This is a genomic window from Clostridium cadaveris, from assembly GCF_020911725.1.
Taxonomy (GTDB): Bacteria; Bacillota; Clostridia; order Clostridiales; family Clostridiaceae; genus Clostridium_X; species Clostridium_X cadaveris.
Genome location: NZ_CP076620.1, coordinates 3,126,657 through 3,150,822, shown reverse-complemented (window position 1 = coordinate 3,150,822; position 24,166 = coordinate 3,126,657). Strand labels below are relative to the sequence as shown.

Below are 24,166 nucleotides of genomic sequence, written 5' to 3'. Positions count from 1 at the left end.
CGAGTTAGAGGAGGAATTCATATGGACAAATTTCAAAGTGGACTTTTAGCAATTGGCTCATAGAATAAGAAATAAAAAATAGAGAGAATAATTGTTACTGAATAAATTTGTAAATTATGGTATGATTAATTCATAATAGTATTATTATGAGAAATAACTAGTGATGGAGGCTGAAAATATGGAATCTACAGTTATAGGTTTAATATCTATTCTATTTATTATTTTAAGTATTAGCATTAATATGATACAATCCAAACAAGAGAGAATAGAGTCAAAATTAAATACAATTATTGAGCATCTTGGGATAACTGATCCATTTATAAAGAAAATAGATGATGAGATGAAGGATGAGATAATAAAGCTTGTTGAGGCAAATAAAAAAGTCAAAGCAATAAAAAAGGTAAGAGATATAACTGGAATGGGATTAAAGGAAGCAAAGGATTATGTAGACAAGCTATAGTTCTTCTTTCTATGAGGAATTTGATATGGAAAATAAAAACGATAATTTATATGAGAGTTTCATTAATTATTCTTATAGCCAATTAAAGGAATTATTTAAAAATGCAAAAACAAAAGAAGAACAAGATTTTTATATGACTTTATCAAATTTAGTGTTACAAAAAGAGCAAGCAAAGGTAATAGGGAAATAATATGACCACATATAAAATTTTTGCAGGAGTCAACGGATCAGGTAGAATTTCAATATATAAATTTCAACTAAACGTTATAATTAAGCAGCTTATTAAATGGTTGAATATATCAAAGTTGCTAAATTACAATTTGTAGGTATGATGATTATTATTGAAAAATTTTTTATGTTTATTTTTTATAAAAATTTGATATAATATAAATAAGAAAAGCTTAGTGCTGGTAACACTAAGCAATCCTTAGAACGTTTTTAGTTTTAGGGCTATTGGATTTTAATAAGTCTATTAACAAAATGATGCTAATCTTTGTGGGATGGAGCATCTTTTTGTTTGCCTTTAATTTCAATATCAAGACAAATAAATTTTACTGAAATCTTTAAATAGTGAATAAAAAGATTATGTTTTAAAAACAATCTAATTATATAAATAACAACGAAGCTTTTTATAATTAATTCAAGCATATCCAATACCACCCCCTTAAGTTATGATGTAAATCACCAATAACCCAAGGTGGGAATACGTACAACCACCGTAGCCATCCTACTACGGAGTTTCAAAATATTACTTTAGAATTATACCATAAATGGATATATTATATACATAAGAATAAAATGGAAAAACAGCACTTATGGTATGGTGAAGCGTACCACAAGTAAAGGAGCACGGCAAATAATATATTGCAGACAATAGATAAAATTTAAATATCGGAAGGTGATTAATATTACAAGTTTAAAACTAGATAATAAGATAAATAAATTTAGCAAGAACGATCCTAGATTAATAAAATCAACCTTTTTACAAGCAAAAGAGTATCACTTAGCATCAACAATTTTAACAAAGCAACATGAAGCTAATTTTGAAGGTGAAAAGATTTATTTAATATCATCATCATACTCTTTAGCTGCATTTTCGTGTGAATTATATTTAAAAACCATTCTACTATTATATGGTAAGGATGCACATGGGCATAAATTATTAGAACTATACAGTAAATTACCAGAAGTAGAAAAGATAAAAATTATTAAATTTTTTGAAGTATATGATTTAAGTCAAGAGAAGTTTACAAAAGAGCTTGAGGATATATCTCAAGCATTTGTTGTAATAAGATATTCAAATGAATTGAAATCAATTGCATTTAATGGTAAGTTTCTAGCATATTTTCTTAATATATTATTTAAAATATGTAAGGAAGAAATAAACAATATAAAATAATATTATACGTCTATTTTAATACTATTATTAGATTATCTAATAGAGAAAAAGAAGTTAAACGAAGAAATAGAAGGATTGAAGTTTAGAATGGGTGAACTTCAAAGAGAAGTAATGATATCAGAAGATGAGCTAATATATTTTGAGTTAGTAAGTCAAGTCATGAAGATGTTTGGAGAAGTATTCAAGGAGAGTAGTACAAGACAACAAAGAAAGCAGTTGTTGAACTTACTTGTATCGAAGGTAACTATAGATAAGTCAAGAGCAATAGATAAATGAATATGTAATAAGATACTTAGTGAAGGAAGGGTCGTCTGAAGAAGACGAAGATACTTCCTTTTTTCATGCTCCAATGCTTAATTGTACTTGTTTTAAATTTGCAATATAATAATAAGTACTAATAACTGGATTTGGGGGATAATATGAGAATAGAAAGCTTAATGACAACTGAAAATGAAGTTATAGATAGCATTTCATCTAAATTAGAAGAAATGGGGTATGAGATAAAAAGTAAGTGCAGTACATCAGAGCGAGGAATAGACTTACATGCAATAAAGAATGAAGTTGAATTATTAATAGAAGCTAAGGGTGGAACAACCTCAAAGGATACAAGTCGAAAAGGTAAGCCATTCAATAGTAGCCAAGTAAAAGACCATGTTGCAATGGCAATACTAAAAGCTATGCAGTTAAAGCAGAAACATCCTAAATCAAAAATATGTATAGCATTACCAAGTGATGAAAAACACAAAAGAGTAATAGAGACTGTAATGTTGTCGTTAAAATCATTAGATGTAACTGTAATTTGGAGTGACGGACAAGACGTAACTATAGACCAAAACCAAGATAATCCAATAAATTAGATAAAACCGTGCTCCATTGGAGGTGTAACGGTGAAGCGTACCACAAGTAAATAAGCTTTTTAATTTCAGTGTACAGTAGATAACACATTTATATAGAGTTTTTTTATCCCTAATTTTTGAAAGCACCTATCTATGTTCTTATTTCTATTTTTATTGATAAAAATTGTATATAATAATATATAGATATAAAGGGATATTGGAGGGAAGTTATGAGAACTAGCTTGAATATAAACAATACATTAACTAAGATAGATGAAATGAAGGGAGAGGACGCTGTATTTCAAGTCCTTGAGTATGACGAATTAAAAGGCGGAAAAGATGTTAATACGGCCCTTATGTTAAGCTTCATGAAAGATGCTCATATAAAGCTTAGACAGCTTAGAATAATGTTAAATAACGGTACAGTTAGAATAGAAACAGGTGCATTACATTTTTTAAAGGGCAATATAACTATGGAAAATAAGATGGGAGGAGTGTTTGGACTAGGTAAGAAGATGTTTACCAGCAAGGTAACAGGAGAAACAACTTTCAAGCCTGTCTACAAAGGAACTGGTGAGATTTTTCTAGAGCCAAGCTTCGGTCATTATGCATTAATAGAATTAGAAGATGAAGCGATTGTAGTTGATGATGGATTATTTTATGCCTGTGAAGAGGGGATAGAAGTAGGTGCAGCTATGCAGAAGAATTTATCCTCTAGTCTATTTGGAAATGAAGGATTATTTCAAACTAAGCTTTCAGGTTCAGGGGTGGCAGCCTTAGAGCTTCCAGTTCCAGAAAGTGAAATAATAAAGGTTAAATTGTTTAATGATACGCTAAAGGTAGATGGAGATTTTGCGATTTTAAGAAGTGGAAGATTAGATTTTACAGTAGAAAAATCATCGAAATCTCTTTTGGCAACTGCAACTGGCGGAGAAGGTTTATTGAATGTATATAAAGGAACTGGAGAGGTATGGTTGATGCCTACATCATCTGTCTATAAAGAACTTGGAACTAGTGGTATTGAAAAGATAGCAACTCCAACAAATAAAAGAAACACTGATGAATAATATATAGAACTTTAGTATATGCTGCAAAATGAATAAATCATTTTGCAGCATATATTTTTTTGTTTAATAATTTGAATACTTATAATGAATTACAAATGTATTTAAGTTATTAAATGGTGGAATAATAGGGATAAGTTAGAACACATCTGTATATTTAAAATAATATGAGGAGTGAGAAATATGAAAATAAAAAAGCGAAATGGAAAAATTGAGGACTTTGATAAGGGTAAAATAGTTACATCAATAACTAATGCTTCAGATGAAGTTAATGAGCCCTTAAATGAAAGTGATATCTATATAGTAACTAACGCAATTTACCATGATATTACAAATGAGAAGGATGAAATAATTAGTTCGGAGTATATATTCCAAGCAATATATACTGAATTAAAAAAGATAGGATTTAAAGATGTAGCAGAAAGTTATAGAAATGGACTTAATAGGAGATAAAAGAAAGTAAAAAATGATAATTTAGAATATGCTATGAAAAGCGTCTAATATTTGGAAAATTCAAAATTGACAATAGATTTAGTAAATGATATTCTAAATGTATACCATTACATTTAATTGATAAATATGTAAATAAAACTATGTGATAAAAGATAAAAAAATAATAACAAATACGAAAGATTAGTAGAATAAATAGGGTTGTATCACTTACAAAAGATAAGTATAATAGGGCAATAGGGAAACATTGCAGAATGAAATTTTTATTACCCTTAAATACAAGTTTTAGAAATAAGATTAAAATTATTTATCATGGGGGACGGTAATATGGAGAACAGAAAAAAAATAGGGGTATTAGATTCAGGAGTAGGAGGACTTACCCTTGTAAAAGAGTTAGAAAAGCTTATGCCAAATGAAGATATCGTGTATATTGGAGACAATAAAAATTGTCCATACGGTAATAGAACAGCAGATGATATCGTTGGTCTAACAAAAAACATGATAGAATTTTTAAAGGAACAAGAGGTAAAGATTGTTGCAGTAGCTTGCAACACTATATCTTCATTAATAGATAGATATGGAAATGACTATGAATTTCCGATTTTTGGAATAATAGATCCTGCATCTCAGTATGTTGTGGACAAGGAAGTAAAGGAAGTAGGAGTTTTAGCTACAGAATTTACTGTGAACAGCAAGTGTTATAATAGGCTTATAAATGAAAAGAATACAGATATTGCTGTCTATGGTGAAGGAAGTCGTAATTTAGCAAGTTTAATTGACTGTGGTGAATTCGATATGGAAGCTATTGAAGAAGATATAAAGCTTCACATGGTCAATCTTTTAGAAAGATGTGATGCCAAGAATATTATCTTAGGCTGTACACATTACCCTATAGTTCAAGATTTATTTGAGAAATATGGACCTGGAATAAACTTTATTAATCCAGCTTTACAGCAAGCAAAAAAGATAAAATCTTACCTAGAAGATAATAATTTATTAAATGATAATCCCAATCATTGCTATAATATATACACAAGTGGGACAACAGACACATATGAGAAACTTTTAAAGGTATTAAATATACAGACGCCTTTTGATATAAAAACTATATAATAATAAAAATAGTGGGTGAATAAAAGCATAAAATATATGGGCTTTTACTATCCGCTATTTTTATTTAAATACTCAAAGTTTATATTTTATTTTAAATAAAAATTGGAAATGATATAATATAATATAAATGTATTAAAGTTACATCTAGATAATTTTATAATAATTAAATAAAGGAGGAATTTGATGACCGAATTGATGATGATTAGTGGACTAGTATTAATTATTTGTATAACGTCAACTAAAGTGTTATATAAGTTTGGGGTTCCAATACTTCTTATATTTATTGTTTTGGGAATGTTATTTGGATCAGATGGATTAATTGGAATTTATTTTGATAACTATGAGCTTACTAAACAGATAAGTTCGTTAGGATTAGTTTTTATTATGTTTTATGGCGGTTTTGGGACTAATTGGAAAATGGCTAAGCCCATAGCATTTCCAGCGGTATTAATGTCATCATTAGGAGTTGTTATCACAGCAGGACTTACAGGAGCGTTTTGTTATTTCGTAGTAAAGACTACTTTACTAGAAGGAATATTGATAGGATCAATAGTTGCATCTACTGATGCTGCGTCAGTATTTGCAATTTTAAGAGCTCAAAAATTAAACTTAAAGGGTTCGTTAGCATCACTTTTAGAAGTTGAAAGTGGAAGTAATGATCCAATTGCTTATATGATGACTCTTATAGTATTAGCTATGATGAAGAGCTCTGGAATATTAAGTTTAGGTACAATAACTTATATGATAATTATACAAATTCTATTTGGTTTGTTAGTTGGATTTCTATTAGCAAAGGGTACAGTTTATATATTAAGGCATTCAAAATTTGAAATAGATGGATTTTATACAATATTTATAATGGCAGTTGCAATACTTTCATATTCCCTTAGTGAGTTTTTAGGTGGAAATGGTTATTTAAGTGTTTATATATCAGGGATAATAATAGGAAATAGCAAAATACCTAGAAAGAAAAGTATATTTCATTTCTTTGATGGAATTTCTTGGATAATGCAAATAGTACTTTTCTTTATGTTAGGACTTTTATCTTTTCCATCAAAACTACCTTATGTTACAGGAAAGGCAGTGTCTATATCTTTATTTATGATATTAATTGCAAGACCTTTGGCTACATTTATAATACTTAGCCCATTTAAATTTAAAATAAAAGAAAAAATATTTATATCATGGGTTGGACTTAGAGGTGCTGCATCGGTTGTTTTTGCAATATTTGCAGTAACATATGGTGTTAATGTGGAAAATGATATATTTCATATAATATTCTTCATAGCTTTATTTTCTGTGGCAATACAAGGAGCCCTTATACCTAGAGTAGCAAGTTTATTAGATTTAGTTGAAACTGAAGGTGAGGATTCTGTTCTAAAAACTTTTACTGATTATATAGGGGAAATAAATACTGATTTATTAGAAGTTACTATAACAAATAATAATAAATGGAAAGGTAAAATGATTATGGATGCCAATATACCTGAGGAGATACTAATTGTCATGATAAAACGAGGAGATAAAATACTAATTCCAAAAGGATCTACTGTAATAAAATCTGGAGATATTTTAGTTCTAAGTGGCAATAACATAAGAGCTTTAATATAAAAGTTATATAGCTAAATCATAAATTGTGAGTTATAAGAGTAGGAGGATCTGATGAATATTATAGATATGAGAGGTGACTTTGAAAATTTTTACGATGAAGCAAAGGTGATTGGAAAGTGGACAGCTTTTAAGAAATATTATGAAAAATACAGTGAATTATTTGACTTGATGATAGAAGGACTTTATATGATTGAGTTTAATGAGTTTAAGAATATAGTAGAAAAAACTAATTTCGACACTATCTTTCATAGATTAAAACTTATAGATGAGTCAATGGTTGAAAAAATAAAAGAAATTACTAAAAAATCTATAAAAGGATTAGAATTTGAAAAGGAGTTTGATTTGTATATAGGAGGTGGAGTGGGACATGCTTGTGGGGTAGCTTTACCTACTAAGAAACCATCTATATATATTGGACTAGAATGCATTGATAAATGTGATATAAATTTTCTTATTCCACATGAAGTGAATCATATGGTTAGAATAAACTCAATTAAAAATATAAACTTATATAGTTTTGCAGAACGGGTTATGACAGAGGGGCTTGGTGTAATTTATCCGCTAATTTTAAACCATTTGCCTATAAATATGGACAATATAAGTAAAACACTGGTTATAGAAAAGAAACAAGTAGAAATTTTGCAAGAGAAATATTATGAATTAAAACAAAAGGTTATTAATCATTTTGAGGATACTTTAAATTATAAATTGATGAATGAATTTTTCACTATACGTAATGATGAAACTACAAAAACTATATTGTCAGGTTATTATATTGGATTGAAAATAATCGAGAAAATGATTTGTGAAGGAGATGACATTAGAGAATTAACTAAAATGCCGATTAATGAACTTGTTCTGAGAAGCAGTATATGAAAAATGTGAGGGGAAAATATATTATATTGAACTTGATTTCCTAATTGGTATTAAGGTAAAATATGATTATTATAACTTTATAAAACAATGAATATTAAATAGTATTGGATGAGAAAACAATGAAAAACTTTATAAAATATATTATAAAGCCTATGGCAATAATATCTTGTATACCTTTTTTAGGTGTACTTTCTTACTGGATGACTCAAAGAAAAGATTTATTAGCAATAAGTTTAATTTTGTATTTTTCTGTAATAATTGGGAGTAGTATAAAATATTTTTATGCTAATAAATCTAATCAAATGTAAATTAAAGATAGTTTGTTATTAAATATTAGACTCCTTATTTATATTAAGTTGGGATAAATTTTTTATATAATTAATAAGTTCACGTTCACCTTCGATTTCGCATATGTAGGGATAAGACTTACTCACTTTTTCAAAGGATTTAAGGTGCTTTTCTGCGGCTTGTTCATCTTTTTTTAGAAGTAATTCATAGGCATATAACATACGAATTATAGAAGGATTTTTTGCAGAAGTTTTGAGGAATTTATTGAAGTTTTTAGTGAACATATTCTCTATTTTTTCTTTATTATTTTCAGTTATAAGTTCACAAAAGATCATTTCTGATGTGATCATATATCTATGAACATCTAAAAGACCTCCAGAGTTATTAAGTAAGTTATAGCCGATTTCTTGCGCTGTTTTAAAATTCATTGCATCTATGGCACGGTTACATGCTAATACACCTACAGAAGCACATAAAGCATTTTTCATTTCCTCATGGTTTGGGATAATAAATAAGTCATCAGGCATATCTTTTAGACGAATTCCATTATTAATTAATCCAATAATTTTTAGTTGAATCCAAAAACATCTTTTAGCAGACCCATTCTTCCTAAGATTAAAAGCGTTATATCCATCATTATCTATTGGACCAAGATGCATTGGTATTCCATTTATTAGGGCAAAGGCAATACCTATAATAGCTAAGACAAGAAAAAAAAGAGATAAAAATTCAATGTGCCTAGTAACAAAGTATAAGATTATTGAAATGATGGATAAAAGTACATTAAAGAGACTTCCACCAATGTTGTAAAGCAAAAATGGAATATCATCATTATATGGTTCCGGAGGTGTCATCAAGCATTGCCCGCCAGTCCCCATTAAAGAAAATCTCTTAAACTTGATTTTTTCATCATTTTTTACAAGCATGAAGCTTCCTATACGAAAAGAAGCAAAATCATATCCACTTATTAATCCGCATATGAGATGTCCAAATTCATGTACTATAATTTGAATTATTATTGATATATATACTATAAGAAAAAGAATTATAAAGAGAGAAATCTTTTGGGACAAAGAAATACTCTCTTTAAATATTTTTCCAATGTATGTTCCACCTAAATAACCTGATAAAGCACCAATCAGAATAAAAAGTGGAAAAACAATCCATTGACTAGATTTGTGTTTTGTTTTGTTAGTGGATTTTTTCATGAGTATAACCCTCCAAATATAATTTTTAAAAATTGAATATATGCTGACTTCTTTATATTTTATTAATTCTTAAGAACAGCAAAAGTTGCAGCGAATTTCTAGGAGTCGAACTCATCTAAATCACATAAGATTTTTCCAAGAAATCTAGGTTTTCCATATATTATTATTCTTGCGTTTTTCTCTTCTTCCATGTAATAATATTGAAAGTTTATACCAGACTGATTAGAATGTTCACTATTTACCCTTGAAATAATTTTCTCACAAAGGGGGGTGGCCTTATCTGCACTAGCAACATGGTAATTTAATATGACACAGCTCTCTAAGGTTTTGTTATTATATTTTTTGCCTTGGACAAATTCTTCTAGGGTAGAGGCAGAGTTTTTAGCAACTCTGCCATTAAAATTGTCTACACACATGAATTCCTTTAAATCAGAGGATGTTATCCTCCATTGACCGCCAATCTTAGAGGCTTTTATTTTGTTATCTTTAATATATCTTCGAATTGTTATGGGATGGACTCCTAATATTCCTGAGACTTCTTCAACAGTTAATAGTTCCTTATCCATAAATACATCCCTTTCTGATTTGTAATCATCTATGACACAGATAATTAGTTAGATTCGATTTGTTCATTATATAAATCTACACAAAATATATTATTATCTTCAGAAACTTCACCATAGAAAGTTCCTTTAGAAGTCAGTATACCGTGGTCAAAAACTTTTGGTTTGTCTGATACAAAAAATTCGATTTTATCTACTGTCCAGAAGTCTTCTTTATGGAAGGATAGGGCTTGATCTTTGATACAGCTAGAATTATATTTTATGAAGTTTTTGTGTAAAACTTTATTATCCATAGAAATTACATTCATAGGATCAAAACCGGATAGCTTTAGATTTCCATATAGAATAACTTTATAGCCTTCACTTTTATTAAAGTTTTCAAAAGATTCCTTCTTGGAATCCACATATTTGTTTATAAGTTCTTTAGCACTTTCTACATAATAGTTGTCTATAGAAAAATCAGTAAGCTCATTGAAAGAGCCGAATTTAGCTTTGAAAAATTTATATAAGTAAGTATCGCTATTGGTGAATTCTTCATGCCAATTAGGAGCAATGCTGTCTAAAATAAGACAGATAACTAATCCAAAAGCGTAACATGAAGCTCTATACTTATTCAGATCTTCAAAATCAAAGTTATGCAAGAAATCTTCTGCTACATCCATAACATCTATGTTTTTTCTGTGAGCTAAAGCTTTGACTTCAACATAGGTAGCAGTACCTTCTATTGATTCTAAAGCCAATTCGTAATTTAACATTGATCCAACAATATTTTTTCTTCTTTCTCTTCTTTGAATAAAGTCTGTAAGAAGTTTATCTCTTGTATATTTGTTTTGATCATCTAGAGCGCAAAGCAAATAATCTTTATCCATAAGTCTTAGAGATATAGAACTTTGAGAAAAGTTATAATTTATAAAAAGCATCTCATCAGCCCAGCGATTTTCGTTATGAGAAAGCTGATGACAGTGAAACATCTCATGAACTAATATAGAGTAAACTTTATTTAAACTGCTACTAGAATCTAGTGAATATAGTGTATCCATATTTAATATAGCAGTATAATGTCCATTTAGATTTATTGCCGTGTTACCTACAAAGGAATCATTCCAGGAACCTATATAAGCTTCACGAAGAGGTGAAAAATCTTTAGGAGGATTAGGATGATTGCATAGGACTACAGTTGTAGAGTTGTACAAAGCAAAAGGTGATTTTTTGAAGCCTTTCCAATACAAATCAAAGTCATCTTTATTTAGAATCTCAACTATATCTTCATATAGAGCTAAAGATTTAAGTTCTTGAACCATCAATTAAACACATCCTTTTCTTATACTTCACTATAATTATAGGTATCAACAGAAAATATTTCAATACAAATAGTAATAAAATGTATCAAAACCCTATAAAGTATACTGATTTAATAGATTTATGAAACTTTTAAGAAAGTTTGAGCTAATAGGTAGACTTATAATGATATAATTATAAGAAATATTGTATTAGGAGTTGATCTTTAGACATGCAGCTTGTATTAAGTGATATAGAAAAAAATTATGGAGATAAGAAGGTATTAAAGGGAGCATCTTTTCAGTTTGAAAAAGGAAAGATTTATGGCCTTCTTGGACGTAATGGAGCTGGAAAAACAACTTTATTTAACTGTATAAGTGAAGAGGATAAGGCTGATTGTGGTAAGGTAGAAATTATAGAGGATAATGGACATTCAAGAGATATAAAACCATCAGATATAAGTTTTGTATTTTCTCAGCCAATACTTCCTGAATTTTTGACTGGCTATGAATTTTTAAAGTTTTATATAGATATAAATAAAGACAAAATAGAGAATCCGCTTTCAATAGATGAATATTTTAATATATTGAATATAAATGAAGAAGATAAATATAGGCTTATGAAGGGATATTCCCATGGAATGAAAAATAAGATGCAGATGGCATGCTTTTTAATTGCGCGACCACCAATAATTTTATTAGACGAGCCGCTTACTTCTTTTGATGTGGTTGTTGCCTTAGAGATTAAAAATCTTTTAAAGCAGATAAAGCATGATCACATAATAATTTTTTCTACACACATATTACAACTGGCTACAGATTTATGTGATGAGATAGTTGTTCTAAACAATGGTATATTGGAAGAGGTTGAAAGTGATATATTAAAAAGCCCTGAATTTGAGAAAAAAGTAATTGAAATTTTAAAGGATGATAGTCATGTATAATACGTTTAAAAATACATTCAATGTAGGATTTGCAAAGAAAGCCAATGGAATAATATATGCACTTCAGAAACTTCCTCTAATAGGGAAGAAAGTACCATCAACATTATATAACCATACAAAATTAAAACTTACTCTAGGTGTTATTGCAACTGTATTTTCAGTGCTTGGTAGATTTGTTGGAAAAGCATTGTATTTAGGAGTAATGATAATGCTTCCAGCTTATTATATAAATGACGGAATGGAAAATATATATCCTATATTTTTGCAAATGTTTTTCTTTTTAAGTTTAGTATTTGGAACTATTATGGAGAGCAGGGTTTTTACAGGTTCTGTTAAAGAAGCTTTTGATATGATAAGACTTATGAGATGTGAGCCTAAGAAATATTATCTTAAAAATATAATATATAAGAATGTGGTGGATTTTATATATTTTATGCCTGCAATGTTTATATTAGGATCCATAATAGGAATGAGTCCTGTAAAGTCCATTATTCTAATCTTTGAATTTGTAGCTTTAAGATTTATAAGTGAAGCAATGTACTTATTTCTTTACAGTAAATTTAGCATAATTTTTCAAGAGAAGATGTGGTTTTTAGTTCCTATTATGTTCGCAGCGTTAGCCACTTCATATGGACTTGCTTTCTTAAAAATCAATATAAATTGTGATGTTATATTATTTAATTTTGTAACGCCACTTATACTTGGTGTATTGGCAGTAATGAGCCTTATGTATGTAATAAAATATAAAAAATATACTAATATAGCCATTAATACCCTTAAGCAGCAAACATTTATTGACGCAGAAGGGGCTGTAGAAAAAGCCATGTTTGCAGAAGTTACGTTGGATGAAAAGAAAATGCACAAGGAAGATTTAAATAAGAATCTTTATGAAGACAAAAAAGGATATGAATATTTAAATGCTTTATTTTTTAGAAGACATATGAAAATAATAGTAGCCCCTATAAGAATAAGGGTTATTATAGTTGGAGCTATATTTATAGCAGGTGTATGTCTTGTAATTTTTGCACCGGAAAGCAGAGTTGATATTATGAAAGAATTAAAGGAAATGTCACCGTTAATGGTATTTATAATGTATATAATGTCAACAGGAGCTAGATGCTGTAAAGCTATGTTTTATAATTGTGACGCTAGTCTTCTTAGATACTCATATTACAGAGAGAAAGATGTTATACTTTCAAATTTTAAGGCCAGACTTAAGAGAATTGTAGGGCTTAATCTTATACCATCAGTTGAATTGTGTATAGGAATAGTAATTATAGTGATTATCAGTGGTTATTCTAATGAACTTATAAACTTGATTCCTCTAATGCTATCAATTTTATGTTTATCATGTTTCTTTTCAATACATCACTTGTTCATGTATTATGTATTGCAGCCTTATACAGAGCAGTTTCAGGTTAAAAGCCCAATATTTAGTGCAGTAAATGGAGCTATTTATTTTATTAGTTATATGTGCTTGAATATAAAAACTGCATCCTCATACTTCACTTTTATAGTTTTAGGTGTGACTATAATATATATGTTTGTAGCACTTATAGTTACATACAAGGTAGCACCAAAGACTTTCAAAATTAAATAAGATAGTATATTAGATTATAAGCTTATGGTAAGTTTTGTGAGTATATTGACTTTCATAAAACATATGATATAATAAAAAAATCTAAATATGAAAAAACAATGACAAGGACAGTAATTTATAATACCATTTTTCAGAGAGGGATATGCGGTGAAATTATCCTAAATGCCTATAGATGAAAACCACCTTGAAGTGACTTTAATACAGTACGGCTGAGCACCGTTAAAAGCTTTCTATGAGACCTGAATTTTTAGGTAAAGTAGGGTGGAACCACGAATGTTATACGCTCGTCCCTTCAATTTTGTGAAGGATGAGCGTTTTTTTGTTTTTAAATTAAAAGTAAAAATATAAAAGAACACATTTTAAAGTTAGTTCTTTTTCTATAAGATTACAAAGGAGATGAAATTATGTTAAAGATAACATTAAAAGATGGCTCTGTTAAAGAGTTTGAAGGAAAAATATCTATATTAGAACTTGCTAAAAGCATAAGCGAAGGATTAGCAAGAAATGCCTGTGCAGGTATAGTTAATGGAAAAGTAGTAGACCTAAGATTTGAAGTTGAAGAAGACAGTAATGTAAGCATAGTTACTTTCAATGATGAAGAAGGACAGCATGCTTTCAGGCATACAGCTTCTCATATATTAGCTATGGCTGTAAAAAGATTATACCCAGAAGCAAAGCTTGCTATAGGACCATCTATAGATGACGGCTTTTATTATGACATAGATAGGGATGGCTCGTTTACTAACGAAGAGATAGAGAATATAGAAAAAGAAATGAAATCTATAGTGAAAGAAAATTTAGCTATAGAGAGATTTGAGCTTCCAAGAGAAGAGGCTTTAAAGCTTATGGAAGAAGCAGGAGAACCTTATAAAGTTGAACTTATAAATGATCTTCCAGAAGGAGAAATTATATCCTTCTATAAGATGGGCGATTTCGTTGACCTTTGTGCAGGACCACACCTTATGTCAACAAAGCCTATAAAAGCATTTAAACTTACTCAAGTTGCCGGTGCGTATTGGAAGGGCAGCGAGAAGAATAAGATGCTTACTAGAATTTATGGAACAGCATTTACTAAAGCTTCAGATTTAGAAGAATTTTTAAAGATGAGGGAAGAAGCGAAGAAGAGAGATCATAATAAGCTTGGAAGAGAGCTTGGATTATTCACTACATCTGATGTAGTTGGTCAAGGACTTCCTCTTTTAATGCCAAAAGGAGCAAAGATAGTTCAGCTTCTTCAAAGATGGATAGAGGATGAGGAAGAGAGTAGAGGATATGTTCTAACTAAGACTCCATTCATGGCAAAAAGTGATTTGTTTAAGATATCAGGACACTGGGATCACTATAAAGATGGTATGTTCATAATTGGAGATGAAAGTGATGAAGATAATTTACTTGCATTAAGACCAATGACATGCCCATTCCAATATATTATATACAATGCAGAGCAGCACAGTTATAGAGATCTTCCAATAAGATATTCTGAGACATCAACTCTTTGCAGAAATGAGTCATCAGGAGAAATGCATGGTCTTATAAGAGTTAGACAATTTACTCTTGCAGATGGACACATAGTGTGCAGACCAGATCAAGTTAAGGAAGAATTCAAAGCTACAGTAGATCTTATAAAATATATAATGACAACTTTAGGTATACAAGATTCAGTGACATATAGATTCTCTAAATGGGATCCAAACAACACTGAAAAATATATAGATAATAAAGAAGCTTGGGAAAAGACTCAAGATGAGATGAGAGAAATATTAAATGAACTTGAGTTAAAGTATAAAGAAGCAGATGGAGAAGCAGCATTCTATGGTCCAAAGCTTGATATACAGTTCAAGAATGTACATGGAAAAGAAGATACTATAATAACAGTTCAGTTAGACTTTGCTCTTGCAGATAGATTTGATATGAGTTATGTTGATGCAGATGGTTCGAAGAAGAGACCATTCATAATTCATAGAAGTTCTATAGGATGTTATGAAAGAACTCTAGCTATGCTTATAGAAAAGTATGCTGGTGCATTCCCAGTATGGTTATGTCCAACTCAAGCAAAGGTACTTCCAATATCAGATAAGTATCATGATTATGCAGAGAATGTAGTAAAAGAGCTAAAGAGATCTGGAATAAGAGTAGAAGCTGATTACAGAGCTGAAAAGATAGGATACAAAATAAGAGAAGCAAGAATGAATAGAATACCTTATCTACTAATCGTTGGAGAGCAAGAGGCTGAAAATGGAACTTTAGCGGTTAAGAAGAGAGGAGAAGACCTAGGAGTTCTTTCATTAGAGGAATTAAAGAACAGAATCGTTGTAGAAAATGTAAATAAAGAGATATAGAATTTAGTTAAGAGATAAAAGTGAAGAGTTAAGAGTTAGTGACTCATAGGTCCCTTTAAATGTTGGAGTATTTAATTTAGAATTAAAGTTTCATCGCGGGGAGTGCTATTAAGAAAAGCAGCTATCAAGATACCATGATTTAGTGGTAATTAAGATAGCTGCTTTTTAGTTTGTTTCAAATTTAAATTGTAGAAAAATTCATCATCTATAATTTTGTTTATATTTTTTTATCTCTCCCTATGTTTTTAGAAAAATTTTAAAAATAATGAAACAACCCCTTTACAACGTAACAATGTTTTGTTATGCTAAATTTAAAGGAGGAGGAGTTTAGTGGAAGAAAATTTAATTTCAAAGAAGGAACTTTTAGAAAAGACAGGAATATCCTATGGACAATTATATAGATGGAAGAGAAAGAATATAATTCCGGAGGAGTGGTTTATAAAAAAATCTAGCTTTACTGGTCAGGAAACTTATTTTCCTGAAGATAAAATATTGGAGAGAATAGAAAAGATAAAAGCTATGAAGGATGAATTGTCATTAGAAGAATTAGCAAATATGTTTTCTCCTAAACCAACATCTGTAAATTTAAGCAAAGAAGAAGTATTGGAAAAAGGAATATTATCTCAGAATGCAATAAATATATATGAGGATATGGGGAAGGTAATAGAGAATTTCGAAAGTATACTTCAAGTATATATTATGGAAAATCTTCTTATGACGGGAGAAATAACTTTAGATGAAGGTAAAGCTCTTTTAAGTATATTGGTAAAAGAAAATGAAAATATAAATGGTGTGAATTATAATATTCTCCTTGTAAGAAAGCTTGGAATAAGCATATGGATGGTGGGAGAGTTTTCAGAGAATGTATTTATTGAACCTCAAGGTAAGATTGTCATAAAAAAAGCGATTGGAGACTTTGTAGAAGAATTAAAGGTAAAATTAAATAAATAAGGAGAGGAAAGAAATGAATGGAGAATATAATATTGATGGAGTTGGAAGTATAGCTGGGGGTGAATATCAAAGGCTTGTTATAGATGGTGTTGGATCTGTAAATGGAGACTTGACATCAGAATATATAGAGATAAATGGTGCTGGGAAATTTAAAGGTAAAGTAAAAGCTAAATCAATAGAGATAGATGGATCTGCAAAATTTTTAGATGATACAATTTGTGAAGAACTTGAGATAGATGGAAGTGGAAATTTTAAGGAGAACCTTGGAGTGGATAACCTTGAAGTTAATGGAAGCGCTAAAATAGAAAAGGTGATACAGGGAGTAAAAGCTGATATAGGAGGAGGACTTGTAGCTTTAGAAGGTGCTGAATTTGAGAATATAAGCATAAATGGAGCTTTTAAAACTTTGAAATCCTTAGAAGTGGAAGAACTAAGATGTGATGGTGTATTGAATATAGGGGAAGAACTTAATGGTGAAAAAGTAATTATATCTTTAAGGGGAACATCAAAGGTGAGAATTATAGGAGGACATGAGATAAAAGTTAAAAAAAGAAGCTTTTGTGGAGCTTCTCAAATATTTTCTATGATAAAGGATTTGTTCTCGGCAGAAGAGGCCACATATGATGGGCTAACTTGTGAAGAAATAGAAGGTGATGAAATAGATATAGAGTATACAAAGTCTAAAGTAGTTAGAGGAAATAATGTGGTGATTGGTGACAAGTGTGAAATTGGGAAAGTAGAATACAGTGAAAGTATTGAGGTGTCACCTAGTTCAAAAATAAGAGAAAAGGTAAAAGTTCAAAAATAGGGGGAGTAACGAATGGATAATAATTTAATGGATATAAAAATATCAGGATCATCTACTATGCCTGGAGGAAAATATAGAGATGTAAAAATAAGCGGTGCTGGAAAAATTCAAGGAAATGTAGAATGCGAATGCGTTAAAGTCAGTGGAGCAGCTACTATAGCGGGAGATGCTTTAGTAGTAAATGATATAAAGGTATCTGGAAAATGTACTCTTAAAGGTCATGTTAAAGCGGGGGAAGTTAAAGTTAGTGGTTCCTTATCTGTAGAACAAGATTTAACTGCATCAGCTTTAAAAATTAGTGGTTCTACTAGGGTTAATGGTCAATGCAATGTAGAAGAAATTCTGATTAGCGGGTCTCTTTCGGCAACAGAGGTAAATGGAAAGAGAATAAATGTAGCAGGCTCTTTAAAAACATCAGGAGATGTAGAAGCAGATTTTATAAAATTTAATGGTAAATTTAATATAGAAAATCTTTTAAGTGGTGATGAAATAATAATCAATCCATCAAACAAGTGTTATGCAAAAGAAATAGGAGGCCAAAATATAAGGATTGAAAGATATGAGAACAATGGAGGTATTATCTCTAGCTTTTTCGGGCTTTCATTAGCATTTGGAAAGGTGAGTGCGCAGCTTATAGAAGGAGATAATATTGTTCTTGAATACACTGATGCTGATATTGTCAGAGGAAAAAATGTGGTTATAGGAAGAGGATGCAATATAAATAAAGTAGAGTACACCAACGAATATAAGTTAAAAGATGATGGAAAAGTTGAAAATGCAGAACAAATTTTTCTGTAAAATAAATAAAGTTAAGTTTCAAATAAATAAAATTAATTTTAAAATTGATAATAATGATTAAAATTAAAATAATAATTAAATATTTTAATTTTAATATTGAATTTTTTAAATAAATAGAATATAATGTCACTAAGGAGATGTGAAAAGATGAAATACAAAGTTTTAAATAGATGTCCAGTGTGTTCATCTAAGCTTTTAGTAAAAAAACTACAGTGTAGTAAGTGCAGCACAGTTATAGAAAATGACTTTGAATTATCAAAGTTTGATTATCTCACAGCTGGTCAACTAGAGTTCGTAGAGGTGTTTCTAAGATCCAGAGGAAATATAAAGGATGTAGAAAAAACTCTTGGGATTTCATATCCTACGGTGAGAGCTAAACTTGATGAAGTTTTAACATCATTAGGGTATAAGACAGAAAAGCAAGAAACAAAAGATATGACATCTCAAAATAAAGATGTTTTAGACGCTTTAGAAAAAGGAGATATATCTCCTGAAGAAGCTATAAAGCTTCTCAATAAAGAGTAAATCTAATTTAAAAAAAGGGAATAAATAATAGGAGGGTTTAATTATGAATGAAGAGGTAATGAGAGTATTAAAGATGGTTGAGGAAGGAAAGCTTTCTAGTGAAAAGGCTTCACAGCTTATAGAGGCTCTAAATAATGGGGAAAAAGAAGATAACAATGTTACGTTATGTAATGTTAGTGATGAAAATTATGGAAATAAGATGTTGAAGATACAAGTTGATTCTCATGATGGAGATGAGGTAAAGGTAAATCTTCCAGTAAACTTTATAAGTGGAGTGCTAAAAGCTTGTGGAAAGTTTCCTATGAATATAGAAGGTATGGAAGGAATTGATAGTGAAATGCTTATCCAAAGCATAACTGCTGCCTTAGATAACAAACTTATGGGAGAAATAGTAAAGGTAAACTCTCATGATGGGGACGTAGTGAGAATCTTTATAGAGTAAGGTGACGTTATGAGGATAAGGATAAAAGAGAAAAGTAATGATAAAAATATAAATATTTCTATTCCAATGTGGCTTGTAACTGTATGCATAAAGCATATGGGTTTTATAACAAGAGTAAGCTCTAAAGGGATAGATCCTAAAACTATGGAAGTCATAAACTCAATAGATTTTCGGCTTATAGCAAGGAATTTTAAGCAACTAAAGAAATACAAAGGTTTAAGAATTATTGATGTAAAAGAAAAAGACGGAGATGAGGTGACTATAGAAATTTAAGTGTTTTTGGAGGGGTATCATGGAGGGAAAACCAGAAATTGTAGTTGCAGTAGATGATTTAAAAAAGACATTCGTCATGAAGAAAAAGAAGTTTTTTAGAACTATAGAGAAGACAGAGTTTAAAGCTGTAAATGGAGTTAACTTTAATATATAAAAGGAGAAATTTTTGGTCTTCTAGGGCCTAATGGGGCAGGAAAGACTACAATAATAAAAATGATAACAGGACTTTTACGGCCTAGTTCAGGATGTGTAAAAGTTATGGATATAGATGTGGACAAAAACCCAAAGGAATCTTTAAAAAGGATAGGAACTGTATTAGCTGGAGATAGAAGTATTTACTGGAAACTTACAGCTAGAGAAAATCTAGAGTATTTTGGAGCTTTATATGGATTGAGTCCAAAGACTGCCAAGGATAGAGCAGAAAAGGTTCTAAAACGGCTGGATCTTATAGAAAAAGCTGATGTTATAGTTGAAAAATTTTCAACAGGAATGAAGCAAAAGGTGGCCTTAGGAAAAGCACTTATGCCAGAGGCACCAGTAATCTTATTAGATGAACCGACTCTAGGATTAGATCCTCAATCAGCGTTAAATCTTAGAGAAATCATAATGGAATTAAAAAGCCAAGGAAAAACAATTCTTTTAACAACTCATTATATAGAAGAAGCAGACTTCTTATGCGACAGAATAGCAATCATAGATAACGGCGAAGTCATCGCCTTAGACACACCTGAAAATCTAAAAAAATCAATCAATGAAATAAAAGCAATAAAAATAGAAGTAGACAAATTTTCAGATTCAATAAAAGAAGAAATAACAAAAATCCATCATATAGAAAACCTTATATCAGAGTTTAAAGAAGATAAGGGAACCTACGAACTTTTAATTCACCACAACAATGGTGAGGAGATAATAACAGAAATAATGACAAGGATTTATAAAAACGGAATAAAGCTTTTAAATATAAACGTGCTAGAGCCATCCTTAGAAGATGTATTCATAAAACTTACTGGAAAGAAGTTAAGGGAGTAGGTGAAAATATGGGGAGATTTTATACAGTTAAAGCTATAGTGAAAAAAGAGCTTACACAACTAGTAAGGTACCCAACGTGGATAATACAGATGCTCATATGGCCTCTTATATTTCCACTTGCATATGTACTTCCTGGTTTGAGTATGGCAGGAACTGATGGCAGTGGATTTCAGCAATTCTCAGATATAGCTGGGACCAATAGTTTCATGGGTTTTGTAGTAATAGGGACTATGGTATGGATGTGGTCAAATATGACTATGTGGAACTTTGGGACATTAATCAGAGAAGAACAGATGAGAGGAACTTTAGAATCAAATTGGCTGTGTCCTATAAGTCATGTAGACCTGCTTATTGGAGGAGCTATAGTATCCATATTAGAAAATCTTTTGACTGTAGTAATAAGTATAGTTGAATATAAACTTGTATACGGTGTTTATTTTACTGGAAATATATTTTCATGGATAATCTGCTTTATAGTATTAATACCTGGGGTTTATGGGTTTGGATCAATCTTTGCAAGCTTGGTTTTATGGTTTAAGGAAACAGGGGCTGCGGTTCAAATCATAAGAGGCTTTATAACAATATTTTGAGGGATATCATTTCCTATCATAGTACTTCCTAATTCTCTTAAAATCATTTCTAAAATTCTTCCTTTTACCTATGGAATAAACTTGACTAGAAATGTGATGTTAAACGATATATCTATTTTTTCGGAAGCAGCTTTAAAAGATATTGTGCCAGCACTTACTATAGGCATAATCCTTCTTATAATAGGAAGAATATGCTTTCTAAAAGTAGAACTGAAAGTAAAAAATGAAGGATCATTAGAAAGGTTTTAAAGGAGGGAGATATATGAGAGAAAATTTGATAGTTATAAGGGCTAGATTTATAAGAAGTATGAAAAATTACTTTAGATATCCTCTGAATTTTTTTTTGAGTCTATTTAATCCTATTATATGGTTGGCGCCCTATTATTTTATGGGAAAGGCGTTTGAACAGGGGGGAGAGGTTTTAGGTTTTGCAAGTTATACAGGAAATTCAGATTATATGGGATTTATGATAGTTGGATATATAGTAACATCTTATTTTTCAACTGCCCTATGGAGTACAGGGTTCACTTTGAAAAACGAAATGATGCAGGGGACCTTAGAATCTAATTGGAGCACACCTGCAAATAGGATGGCTATGATTTTAGGATCGGTATCTTTTCAATTTTGTGCAACTACCTTTGAGATGATATTAACCCTTATAATATGTCACTTTCTATTTAATTTTACAGTTGGAGGAAATATACTCTTAATATTGGCATTTTTTATACCTGGAATAATAGCTTTGGTTGGTCTTGGAATAGCGGTTTCTTCAGCAGTATTGTTAGCAAAAGAAGCAAATGCCGTAATAGATTTGTCAAGCAGCATCTTTCAAGGATTGTCAGGAGGTTTTTTCCCAGTAAAGATTCTTCCAAATGTGTTTTTGTTCATATCATTATTGCTGCCATTGACATATCTTAATGATGGTATGAGGGCTATAATGATAGGACAGACACCTATAATCAGCTTAAAATCAGAGTTTGTTTTGATAATAATATCAATGTTTGTATTTTATCTAGGAGGAAGATATATATTCATGAGAGTAGAGAGACTTTGCAGAGATAAAGGATTACTAAGTGGGCATTGATGTGATGTAAAATTTAAATGTACATTGTATCTATAAAAATTATATAATATAATAATACTTGGATTACGAAATAATCCTTTCTATAATTTTATAGAAAGGATTAATATTTTAAAAGCGAGGTAATATTTATGGGTAGAATGTTTGGAACCGATGGAGTAAGAGGCATTGCAAATACAGAACTTACAGCTCAAATGGCCTATGATTTAGGAAGAGCAGGAGCATATGTCTTAACAGAAGGAACTCATAAGCCTAAGATTCTTGTTGCAAAAGATACAAGAATATCAGGAGATATGTTAGAGTCTGCTTTAGTTTCAGGGATACTTTCAGTTGGAGCTGAGGCGGTGTGTTTAGGAGTTGTGCCAACACCTGCAGTTGCATATTTGACAAGAGCTTATGGAGCAGATGCTGGAGTAATGATATCAGCTTCTCACAATCCAGTAGAATATAATGGAATAAAGTTTTTTGATAATAAAGGATACAAACTATCAGATGAATTAGAAGATAACATACAAGAAGTTATAGAAAATGGATGCAAAGATGTTCCATGCCCAGTTGGGGGAAGCTTAGGAAGAAAGAAGAAAGAAGATTCTGCTTTAGAGGATTATATAGAGCATTCTAAAGCAACAGTAGATGTTGATTTCTCAGGAATGAAGATAGCTTTAGACTGTGCAAATGGATCAGCATACTATGCAGCAGTTGAAACTTTTAGAGATTTAGGAGCAGAGGTTGTTGTTATAAATAATGACCCAGATGGAATCAATATAAATAAGAGCTGTGGATCAACTCATCCAGAAGAGCTTATGGATTACGTTGTTAGAAAACAATGTGATTTAGGATTAGCTTTTGATGGAGATGCTGACAGATGTTTAGCTGTTGATGAAAAAGGAAGGCTTATAGATGGAGACTTCATCATGGCTATCTGTGCTAAAGAGATGAAAAAACAAGGTAGATTAAAGGACGATGTTTTAGTTGTCACTGTAATGAGCAACCTTGGACTTGATATAGCAGCAAAAAAAGAAGGAATTAAAACTGTAAAGACTAAAGTTGGGGACAGATACGTTCTAGAAGAGATGGTTAAGGAAGGATATAAGCTAGGCGGAGAGCAATCAGGACACGTTATATTCCTTGACTATAACACTACTGGAGATGGAATGGTTACAGGACTTCAATTAGCATCAGTTGTGAAGAAAAGCGGAAAAACTCTTTCTGAGCTTGCATCTATCATGAAGGAACTTCCTCAAGTTTTAGTTAATGCAAAGGTACCAAATGACAAGAAGAACATTCATGAAGTTGATGAAGAAATCAAGGCAGAAATAGCAAGTATAGAAGCAGCACTTCACGGAGCTGGAAGAGTTCTTATAAGACCATCAGGTACAGAGCCATTAGTTAGAGTAATGCTTGAAGGAGAAGATCAAGCAGAAATAGATATTATGGCACATAAATTAGCAAAGATGATAGAAGAAAAAGTTAAATAATTTATATAATAGAGTTTTTGAAGTTAATAAATTTATCTTTAGGAGCTCTATTTATTTTCATATTACAAAAAAATTAAATTTTTAATTTGCTATTGATTTAAAAGAAGTGTTTTGATATTATGTACAAGAAGAGTATTCAAAAATGTTATATTTACGAGTAACT

The 24,166-nt window shown here is 30.4% G+C and carries 29 protein-coding genes and 1 other annotated feature; of the genes, 26 read left to right on the top strand and 3 right to left on the bottom strand.

The features are described from left to right. The first annotated feature begins 178 nt into the window (after positions 1-178). The 11 genes from KQH81_RS15155 (at position 179) to KQH81_RS15105 (ending at position 8,117) form a co-directional block, all read left to right on the top strand. Positions 179-460, top strand: a complete 282-nt coding sequence (locus KQH81_RS15155; RefSeq protein WP_027637776.1) for a ribosomal protein L7/L12 — start codon at positions 179-181, stop codon at positions 458-460. A gap of 25 nt (positions 461-485) precedes the next feature. After that, positions 486-650 (top strand): hypothetical protein, encoded by a 165-nt coding sequence (locus KQH81_RS15150; protein ID WP_099336086.1) that lies wholly within the window; start codon positions 486-488, stop codon positions 648-650. 708 nt (positions 651-1,358) lie between these two features. Next, positions 1,359-1,859: a hypothetical protein gene (locus KQH81_RS15145; protein ID WP_230028471.1), complete on the top strand. Its 501-nt coding sequence runs from the start codon at positions 1,359-1,361 to the stop codon at positions 1,857-1,859. Between the two features lie 75 nt (positions 1,860-1,934). After that, positions 1,935-2,135: a hypothetical protein gene (locus KQH81_RS15140; protein WP_230028470.1), complete on the top strand. Its 201-nt coding sequence runs from the start codon at positions 1,935-1,937 to the stop codon at positions 2,133-2,135. Positions 2,136-2,278: 143 nt separating this feature from the next. After that, positions 2,279-2,716: a hypothetical protein gene (locus KQH81_RS15135; protein WP_230028469.1), complete on the top strand. Its 438-nt coding sequence runs from the start codon at positions 2,279-2,281 to the stop codon at positions 2,714-2,716. Between the two features lie 209 nt (positions 2,717-2,925). Next, complete coding sequence (locus tag KQH81_RS15130) at positions 2,926-3,762, top strand: AIM24 family protein (protein WP_027637774.1); 837 nt, start codon at positions 2,926-2,928, stop codon at positions 3,760-3,762. A 180-nt stretch (positions 3,763-3,942) separates the two neighbouring features. Then, entirely contained in the window at positions 3,943-4,212 is a 270-nt protein-coding gene (locus KQH81_RS15125; RefSeq protein WP_027637773.1) for an ATP cone domain-containing protein, read from the top strand. 324 nt (positions 4,213-4,536) lie between these two features. Next, positions 4,537-5,322 carry a glutamate racemase gene (murI, locus tag KQH81_RS15120; protein WP_027637772.1) on the top strand — a complete coding sequence of 262 codons (786 nt, stop codon included), beginning with the start codon at positions 4,537-4,539 and terminating at the stop codon, positions 5,320-5,322. Positions 5,323-5,505: 183 nt separating this feature from the next. Then, positions 5,506-6,933, top strand: a complete 1,428-nt coding sequence (locus KQH81_RS15115; protein WP_027637771.1) for a potassium/proton antiporter — start codon at positions 5,506-5,508, stop codon at positions 6,931-6,933. 51 nt (positions 6,934-6,984) lie between these two features. Then, positions 6,985-7,809, top strand: a complete 825-nt coding sequence (locus KQH81_RS15110) for a hypothetical protein (protein WP_178310755.1) — start codon at positions 6,985-6,987, stop codon at positions 7,807-7,809. A 119-nt stretch (positions 7,810-7,928) separates the two neighbouring features. Continuing rightward, complete coding sequence (locus KQH81_RS15105) at positions 7,929-8,117, top strand: hypothetical protein (protein WP_027637770.1); 189 nt, start codon at positions 7,929-7,931, stop codon at positions 8,115-8,117. A gap of 18 nt (positions 8,118-8,135) precedes the next feature. Here KQH81_RS15105 and KQH81_RS15100 read toward each other — a convergent pair whose 3' ends face one another. The 3 genes from KQH81_RS15100 to KQH81_RS15090 form a co-directional block, all read right to left on the bottom strand. Next, positions 8,136-9,305, bottom strand: a complete 1,170-nt coding sequence (locus tag KQH81_RS15100; protein ID WP_074845186.1) for a M50 family metallopeptidase — start codon at positions 9,303-9,305, stop codon at positions 8,136-8,138. A gap of 98 nt (positions 9,306-9,403) precedes the next feature. Next, positions 9,404-9,871: a helix-turn-helix domain-containing protein gene (locus tag KQH81_RS15095; protein ID WP_051196164.1), complete on the bottom strand. Its 468-nt coding sequence runs from the start codon at positions 9,869-9,871 to the stop codon at positions 9,404-9,406. Positions 9,872-9,915: 44 nt separating this feature from the next. Beyond that, the gene (locus tag KQH81_RS15090; protein ID WP_143750457.1) at positions 9,916-11,172 is read right to left on the bottom strand and encodes a hypothetical protein; all 1,257 of its coding nucleotides are present in this window, start codon (positions 11,170-11,172) and stop codon (positions 9,916-9,918) included. Positions 11,173-11,378: 206 nt separating this feature from the next. On the opposite strand from KQH81_RS15090, the gene KQH81_RS15085 reads away from it, so the two are divergent. The 15 genes from KQH81_RS15085 to glmM all read left to right on the top strand — a co-directional run bounded on the left by KQH81_RS15085 (position 11,379) and on the right by glmM (position 24,003). Next, positions 11,379-12,089: an ABC transporter ATP-binding protein gene (locus tag KQH81_RS15085; protein ID WP_027637768.1), complete on the top strand. Its 711-nt coding sequence runs from the start codon at positions 11,379-11,381 to the stop codon at positions 12,087-12,089. Further along, positions 12,082-13,689 carry a hypothetical protein gene (locus KQH81_RS15080; RefSeq protein WP_230028467.1) on the top strand — a complete coding sequence of 536 codons (1,608 nt, stop codon included), beginning with the start codon at positions 12,082-12,084 and terminating at the stop codon, positions 13,687-13,689. The genes KQH81_RS15085 and KQH81_RS15080 overlap by 8 nt, the downstream gene beginning before the upstream one ends. Positions 13,690-13,778: 89 nt before the next feature. Further along, positions 13,779-13,984: a binding site (T-box leader), on the top strand. A gap of 109 nt (positions 13,985-14,093) precedes the next feature. After that, entirely contained in the window at positions 14,094-16,028 is a 1,935-nt protein-coding gene (gene thrS / locus KQH81_RS15075; protein WP_074845190.1) for a threonine--tRNA ligase, read from the top strand. A 330-nt stretch (positions 16,029-16,358) separates the two neighbouring features. Beyond that, a complete protein-coding gene (locus KQH81_RS15070) occupies positions 16,359-16,979 on the top strand; it encodes a YhbD family protein (RefSeq protein WP_027637765.1) in 621 nt (206 codons plus the stop codon). Positions 16,980-16,992: 13 nt separating this feature from the next. Next, positions 16,993-17,787 (top strand): polymer-forming cytoskeletal protein, encoded by a 795-nt coding sequence (locus KQH81_RS15065; RefSeq protein WP_099336089.1) that lies wholly within the window; start codon positions 16,993-16,995, stop codon positions 17,785-17,787. Positions 17,788-17,799: 12 nt separating this feature from the next. Next, entirely contained in the window at positions 17,800-18,585 is a 786-nt protein-coding gene (locus KQH81_RS15060) for a polymer-forming cytoskeletal protein (RefSeq protein WP_027637763.1), read from the top strand. A gap of 147 nt (positions 18,586-18,732) precedes the next feature. After that, on the top strand, positions 18,733-19,110 hold the full coding sequence (locus KQH81_RS15055; protein WP_027637762.1) for a DUF2089 domain-containing protein: 378 nt from the start codon (positions 18,733-18,735) through the stop codon (positions 19,108-19,110). A gap of 43 nt (positions 19,111-19,153) precedes the next feature. Next, positions 19,154-19,552, top strand: a complete 399-nt coding sequence (locus tag KQH81_RS15050; RefSeq protein WP_027637761.1) for an SHOCT-like domain-containing protein — start codon at positions 19,154-19,156, stop codon at positions 19,550-19,552. A 9-nt stretch (positions 19,553-19,561) separates the two neighbouring features. Continuing rightward, a complete protein-coding gene (locus KQH81_RS15045) occupies positions 19,562-19,825 on the top strand; it encodes a hypothetical protein (protein WP_099336090.1) in 264 nt (87 codons plus the stop codon). A gap of 19 nt (positions 19,826-19,844) precedes the next feature. Next, positions 19,845-19,979 (top strand): hypothetical protein, encoded by a 135-nt coding sequence (locus KQH81_RS17650; protein WP_268254210.1) that lies wholly within the window; start codon positions 19,845-19,847, stop codon positions 19,977-19,979. Positions 19,980-20,038: 59 nt separating this feature from the next. After that, positions 20,039-20,854 (top strand): ATP-binding cassette domain-containing protein, encoded by an 816-nt coding sequence (locus KQH81_RS15040; RefSeq protein ID WP_230028466.1) that lies wholly within the window; start codon positions 20,039-20,041, stop codon positions 20,852-20,854. 8 nt (positions 20,855-20,862) lie between these two features. Then, positions 20,863-21,444, top strand: coding sequence for an ABC transporter permease (locus tag KQH81_RS15035; protein WP_230028465.1), 582 nt, complete (start codon positions 20,863-20,865; stop codon positions 21,442-21,444). 96 nt (positions 21,445-21,540) lie between these two features. Further along, positions 21,541-21,693, top strand: a complete 153-nt coding sequence (locus tag KQH81_RS15030) for a hypothetical protein (RefSeq protein WP_230028464.1) — start codon at positions 21,541-21,543, stop codon at positions 21,691-21,693. 13 nt (positions 21,694-21,706) lie between these two features. Next, positions 21,707-22,528, top strand: coding sequence for an ABC transporter permease (locus KQH81_RS15025; protein WP_230028463.1), 822 nt, complete (start codon positions 21,707-21,709; stop codon positions 22,526-22,528). A gap of 128 nt (positions 22,529-22,656) precedes the next feature. After that, the gene (glmM, locus tag KQH81_RS15020; protein ID WP_022788076.1) at positions 22,657-24,003 is read left to right on the top strand and encodes a phosphoglucosamine mutase; all 1,347 of its coding nucleotides are present in this window, start codon (positions 22,657-22,659) and stop codon (positions 24,001-24,003) included. The last annotated feature ends 163 nt before the right edge of the window (positions 24,004-24,166 follow it).

Excerpts from the sequence above, each read along its gene's own strand:
- KQH81_RS15155 (WP_027637776.1), top strand. The coding sequence starts at position 179 with ATGGAATCTACAGTTATAGGTTTAATATCTATTCTATTTATTATTTTA.
- KQH81_RS15150 (WP_099336086.1), top strand. The coding sequence starts at position 486 with ATGGAAAATAAAAACGATAATTTATATGAGAGTTTCATTAATTATTCT.
- KQH81_RS15135 (WP_230028469.1), top strand. The coding sequence starts at position 2,279 with ATGAGAATAGAAAGCTTAATGACAACTGAAAATGAAGTTATAGATAGC.
- KQH81_RS15130 (WP_027637774.1), top strand. The coding sequence starts at position 2,926 with ATGAGAACTAGCTTGAATATAAACAATACATTAACTAAGATAGATGAA.
- KQH81_RS15125 (WP_027637773.1), top strand. The coding sequence starts at position 3,943 with ATGAAAATAAAAAAGCGAAATGGAAAAATTGAGGACTTTGATAAGGGT.
- murI (WP_027637772.1), top strand. The coding sequence starts at position 4,537 with ATGGAGAACAGAAAAAAAATAGGGGTATTAGATTCAGGAGTAGGAGGA.
- KQH81_RS15115 (WP_027637771.1), top strand. The coding sequence starts at position 5,506 with ATGACCGAATTGATGATGATTAGTGGACTAGTATTAATTATTTGTATA.
- KQH81_RS15110 (WP_178310755.1), top strand. The coding sequence starts at position 6,985 with ATGAATATTATAGATATGAGAGGTGACTTTGAAAATTTTTACGATGAA.
- KQH81_RS15105 (WP_027637770.1), top strand. The coding sequence starts at position 7,929 with ATGAAAAACTTTATAAAATATATTATAAAGCCTATGGCAATAATATCT.
- KQH81_RS15100 (WP_074845186.1), bottom strand. The coding sequence starts at position 9,305 with ATGAAAAAATCCACTAACAAAACAAAACACAAATCTAGTCAATGGATT.
- KQH81_RS15095 (WP_051196164.1), bottom strand. The coding sequence starts at position 9,871 with ATGGATAAGGAACTATTAACTGTTGAAGAAGTCTCAGGAATATTAGGA.
- KQH81_RS15085 (WP_027637768.1), top strand. The coding sequence starts at position 11,379 with ATGCAGCTTGTATTAAGTGATATAGAAAAAAATTATGGAGATAAGAAG.
- KQH81_RS15080 (WP_230028467.1), top strand. The coding sequence starts at position 12,082 with ATGTATAATACGTTTAAAAATACATTCAATGTAGGATTTGCAAAGAAA.
- thrS (WP_074845190.1), top strand. The coding sequence starts at position 14,094 with ATGTTAAAGATAACATTAAAAGATGGCTCTGTTAAAGAGTTTGAAGGA.
- KQH81_RS15065 (WP_099336089.1), top strand. The coding sequence starts at position 16,993 with ATGAATGGAGAATATAATATTGATGGAGTTGGAAGTATAGCTGGGGGT.
- KQH81_RS15060 (WP_027637763.1), top strand. The coding sequence starts at position 17,800 with ATGGATAATAATTTAATGGATATAAAAATATCAGGATCATCTACTATG.
- KQH81_RS15055 (WP_027637762.1), top strand. The coding sequence starts at position 18,733 with ATGAAATACAAAGTTTTAAATAGATGTCCAGTGTGTTCATCTAAGCTT.
- KQH81_RS15050 (WP_027637761.1), top strand. The coding sequence starts at position 19,154 with ATGAATGAAGAGGTAATGAGAGTATTAAAGATGGTTGAGGAAGGAAAG.
- KQH81_RS15045 (WP_099336090.1), top strand. The coding sequence starts at position 19,562 with ATGAGGATAAGGATAAAAGAGAAAAGTAATGATAAAAATATAAATATT.
- KQH81_RS17650 (WP_268254210.1), top strand. The coding sequence starts at position 19,845 with ATGGAGGGAAAACCAGAAATTGTAGTTGCAGTAGATGATTTAAAAAAG.
- KQH81_RS15040 (WP_230028466.1), top strand. The coding sequence starts at position 20,039 with ATGATAACAGGACTTTTACGGCCTAGTTCAGGATGTGTAAAAGTTATG.
- KQH81_RS15035 (WP_230028465.1), top strand. The coding sequence starts at position 20,863 with ATGGGGAGATTTTATACAGTTAAAGCTATAGTGAAAAAAGAGCTTACA.
- KQH81_RS15030 (WP_230028464.1), top strand. The coding sequence starts at position 21,541 with ATGTTAAACGATATATCTATTTTTTCGGAAGCAGCTTTAAAAGATATT.
- KQH81_RS15025 (WP_230028463.1), top strand. The coding sequence starts at position 21,707 with ATGAGAGAAAATTTGATAGTTATAAGGGCTAGATTTATAAGAAGTATG.
- glmM (WP_022788076.1), top strand. The coding sequence starts at position 22,657 with ATGGGTAGAATGTTTGGAACCGATGGAGTAAGAGGCATTGCAAATACA.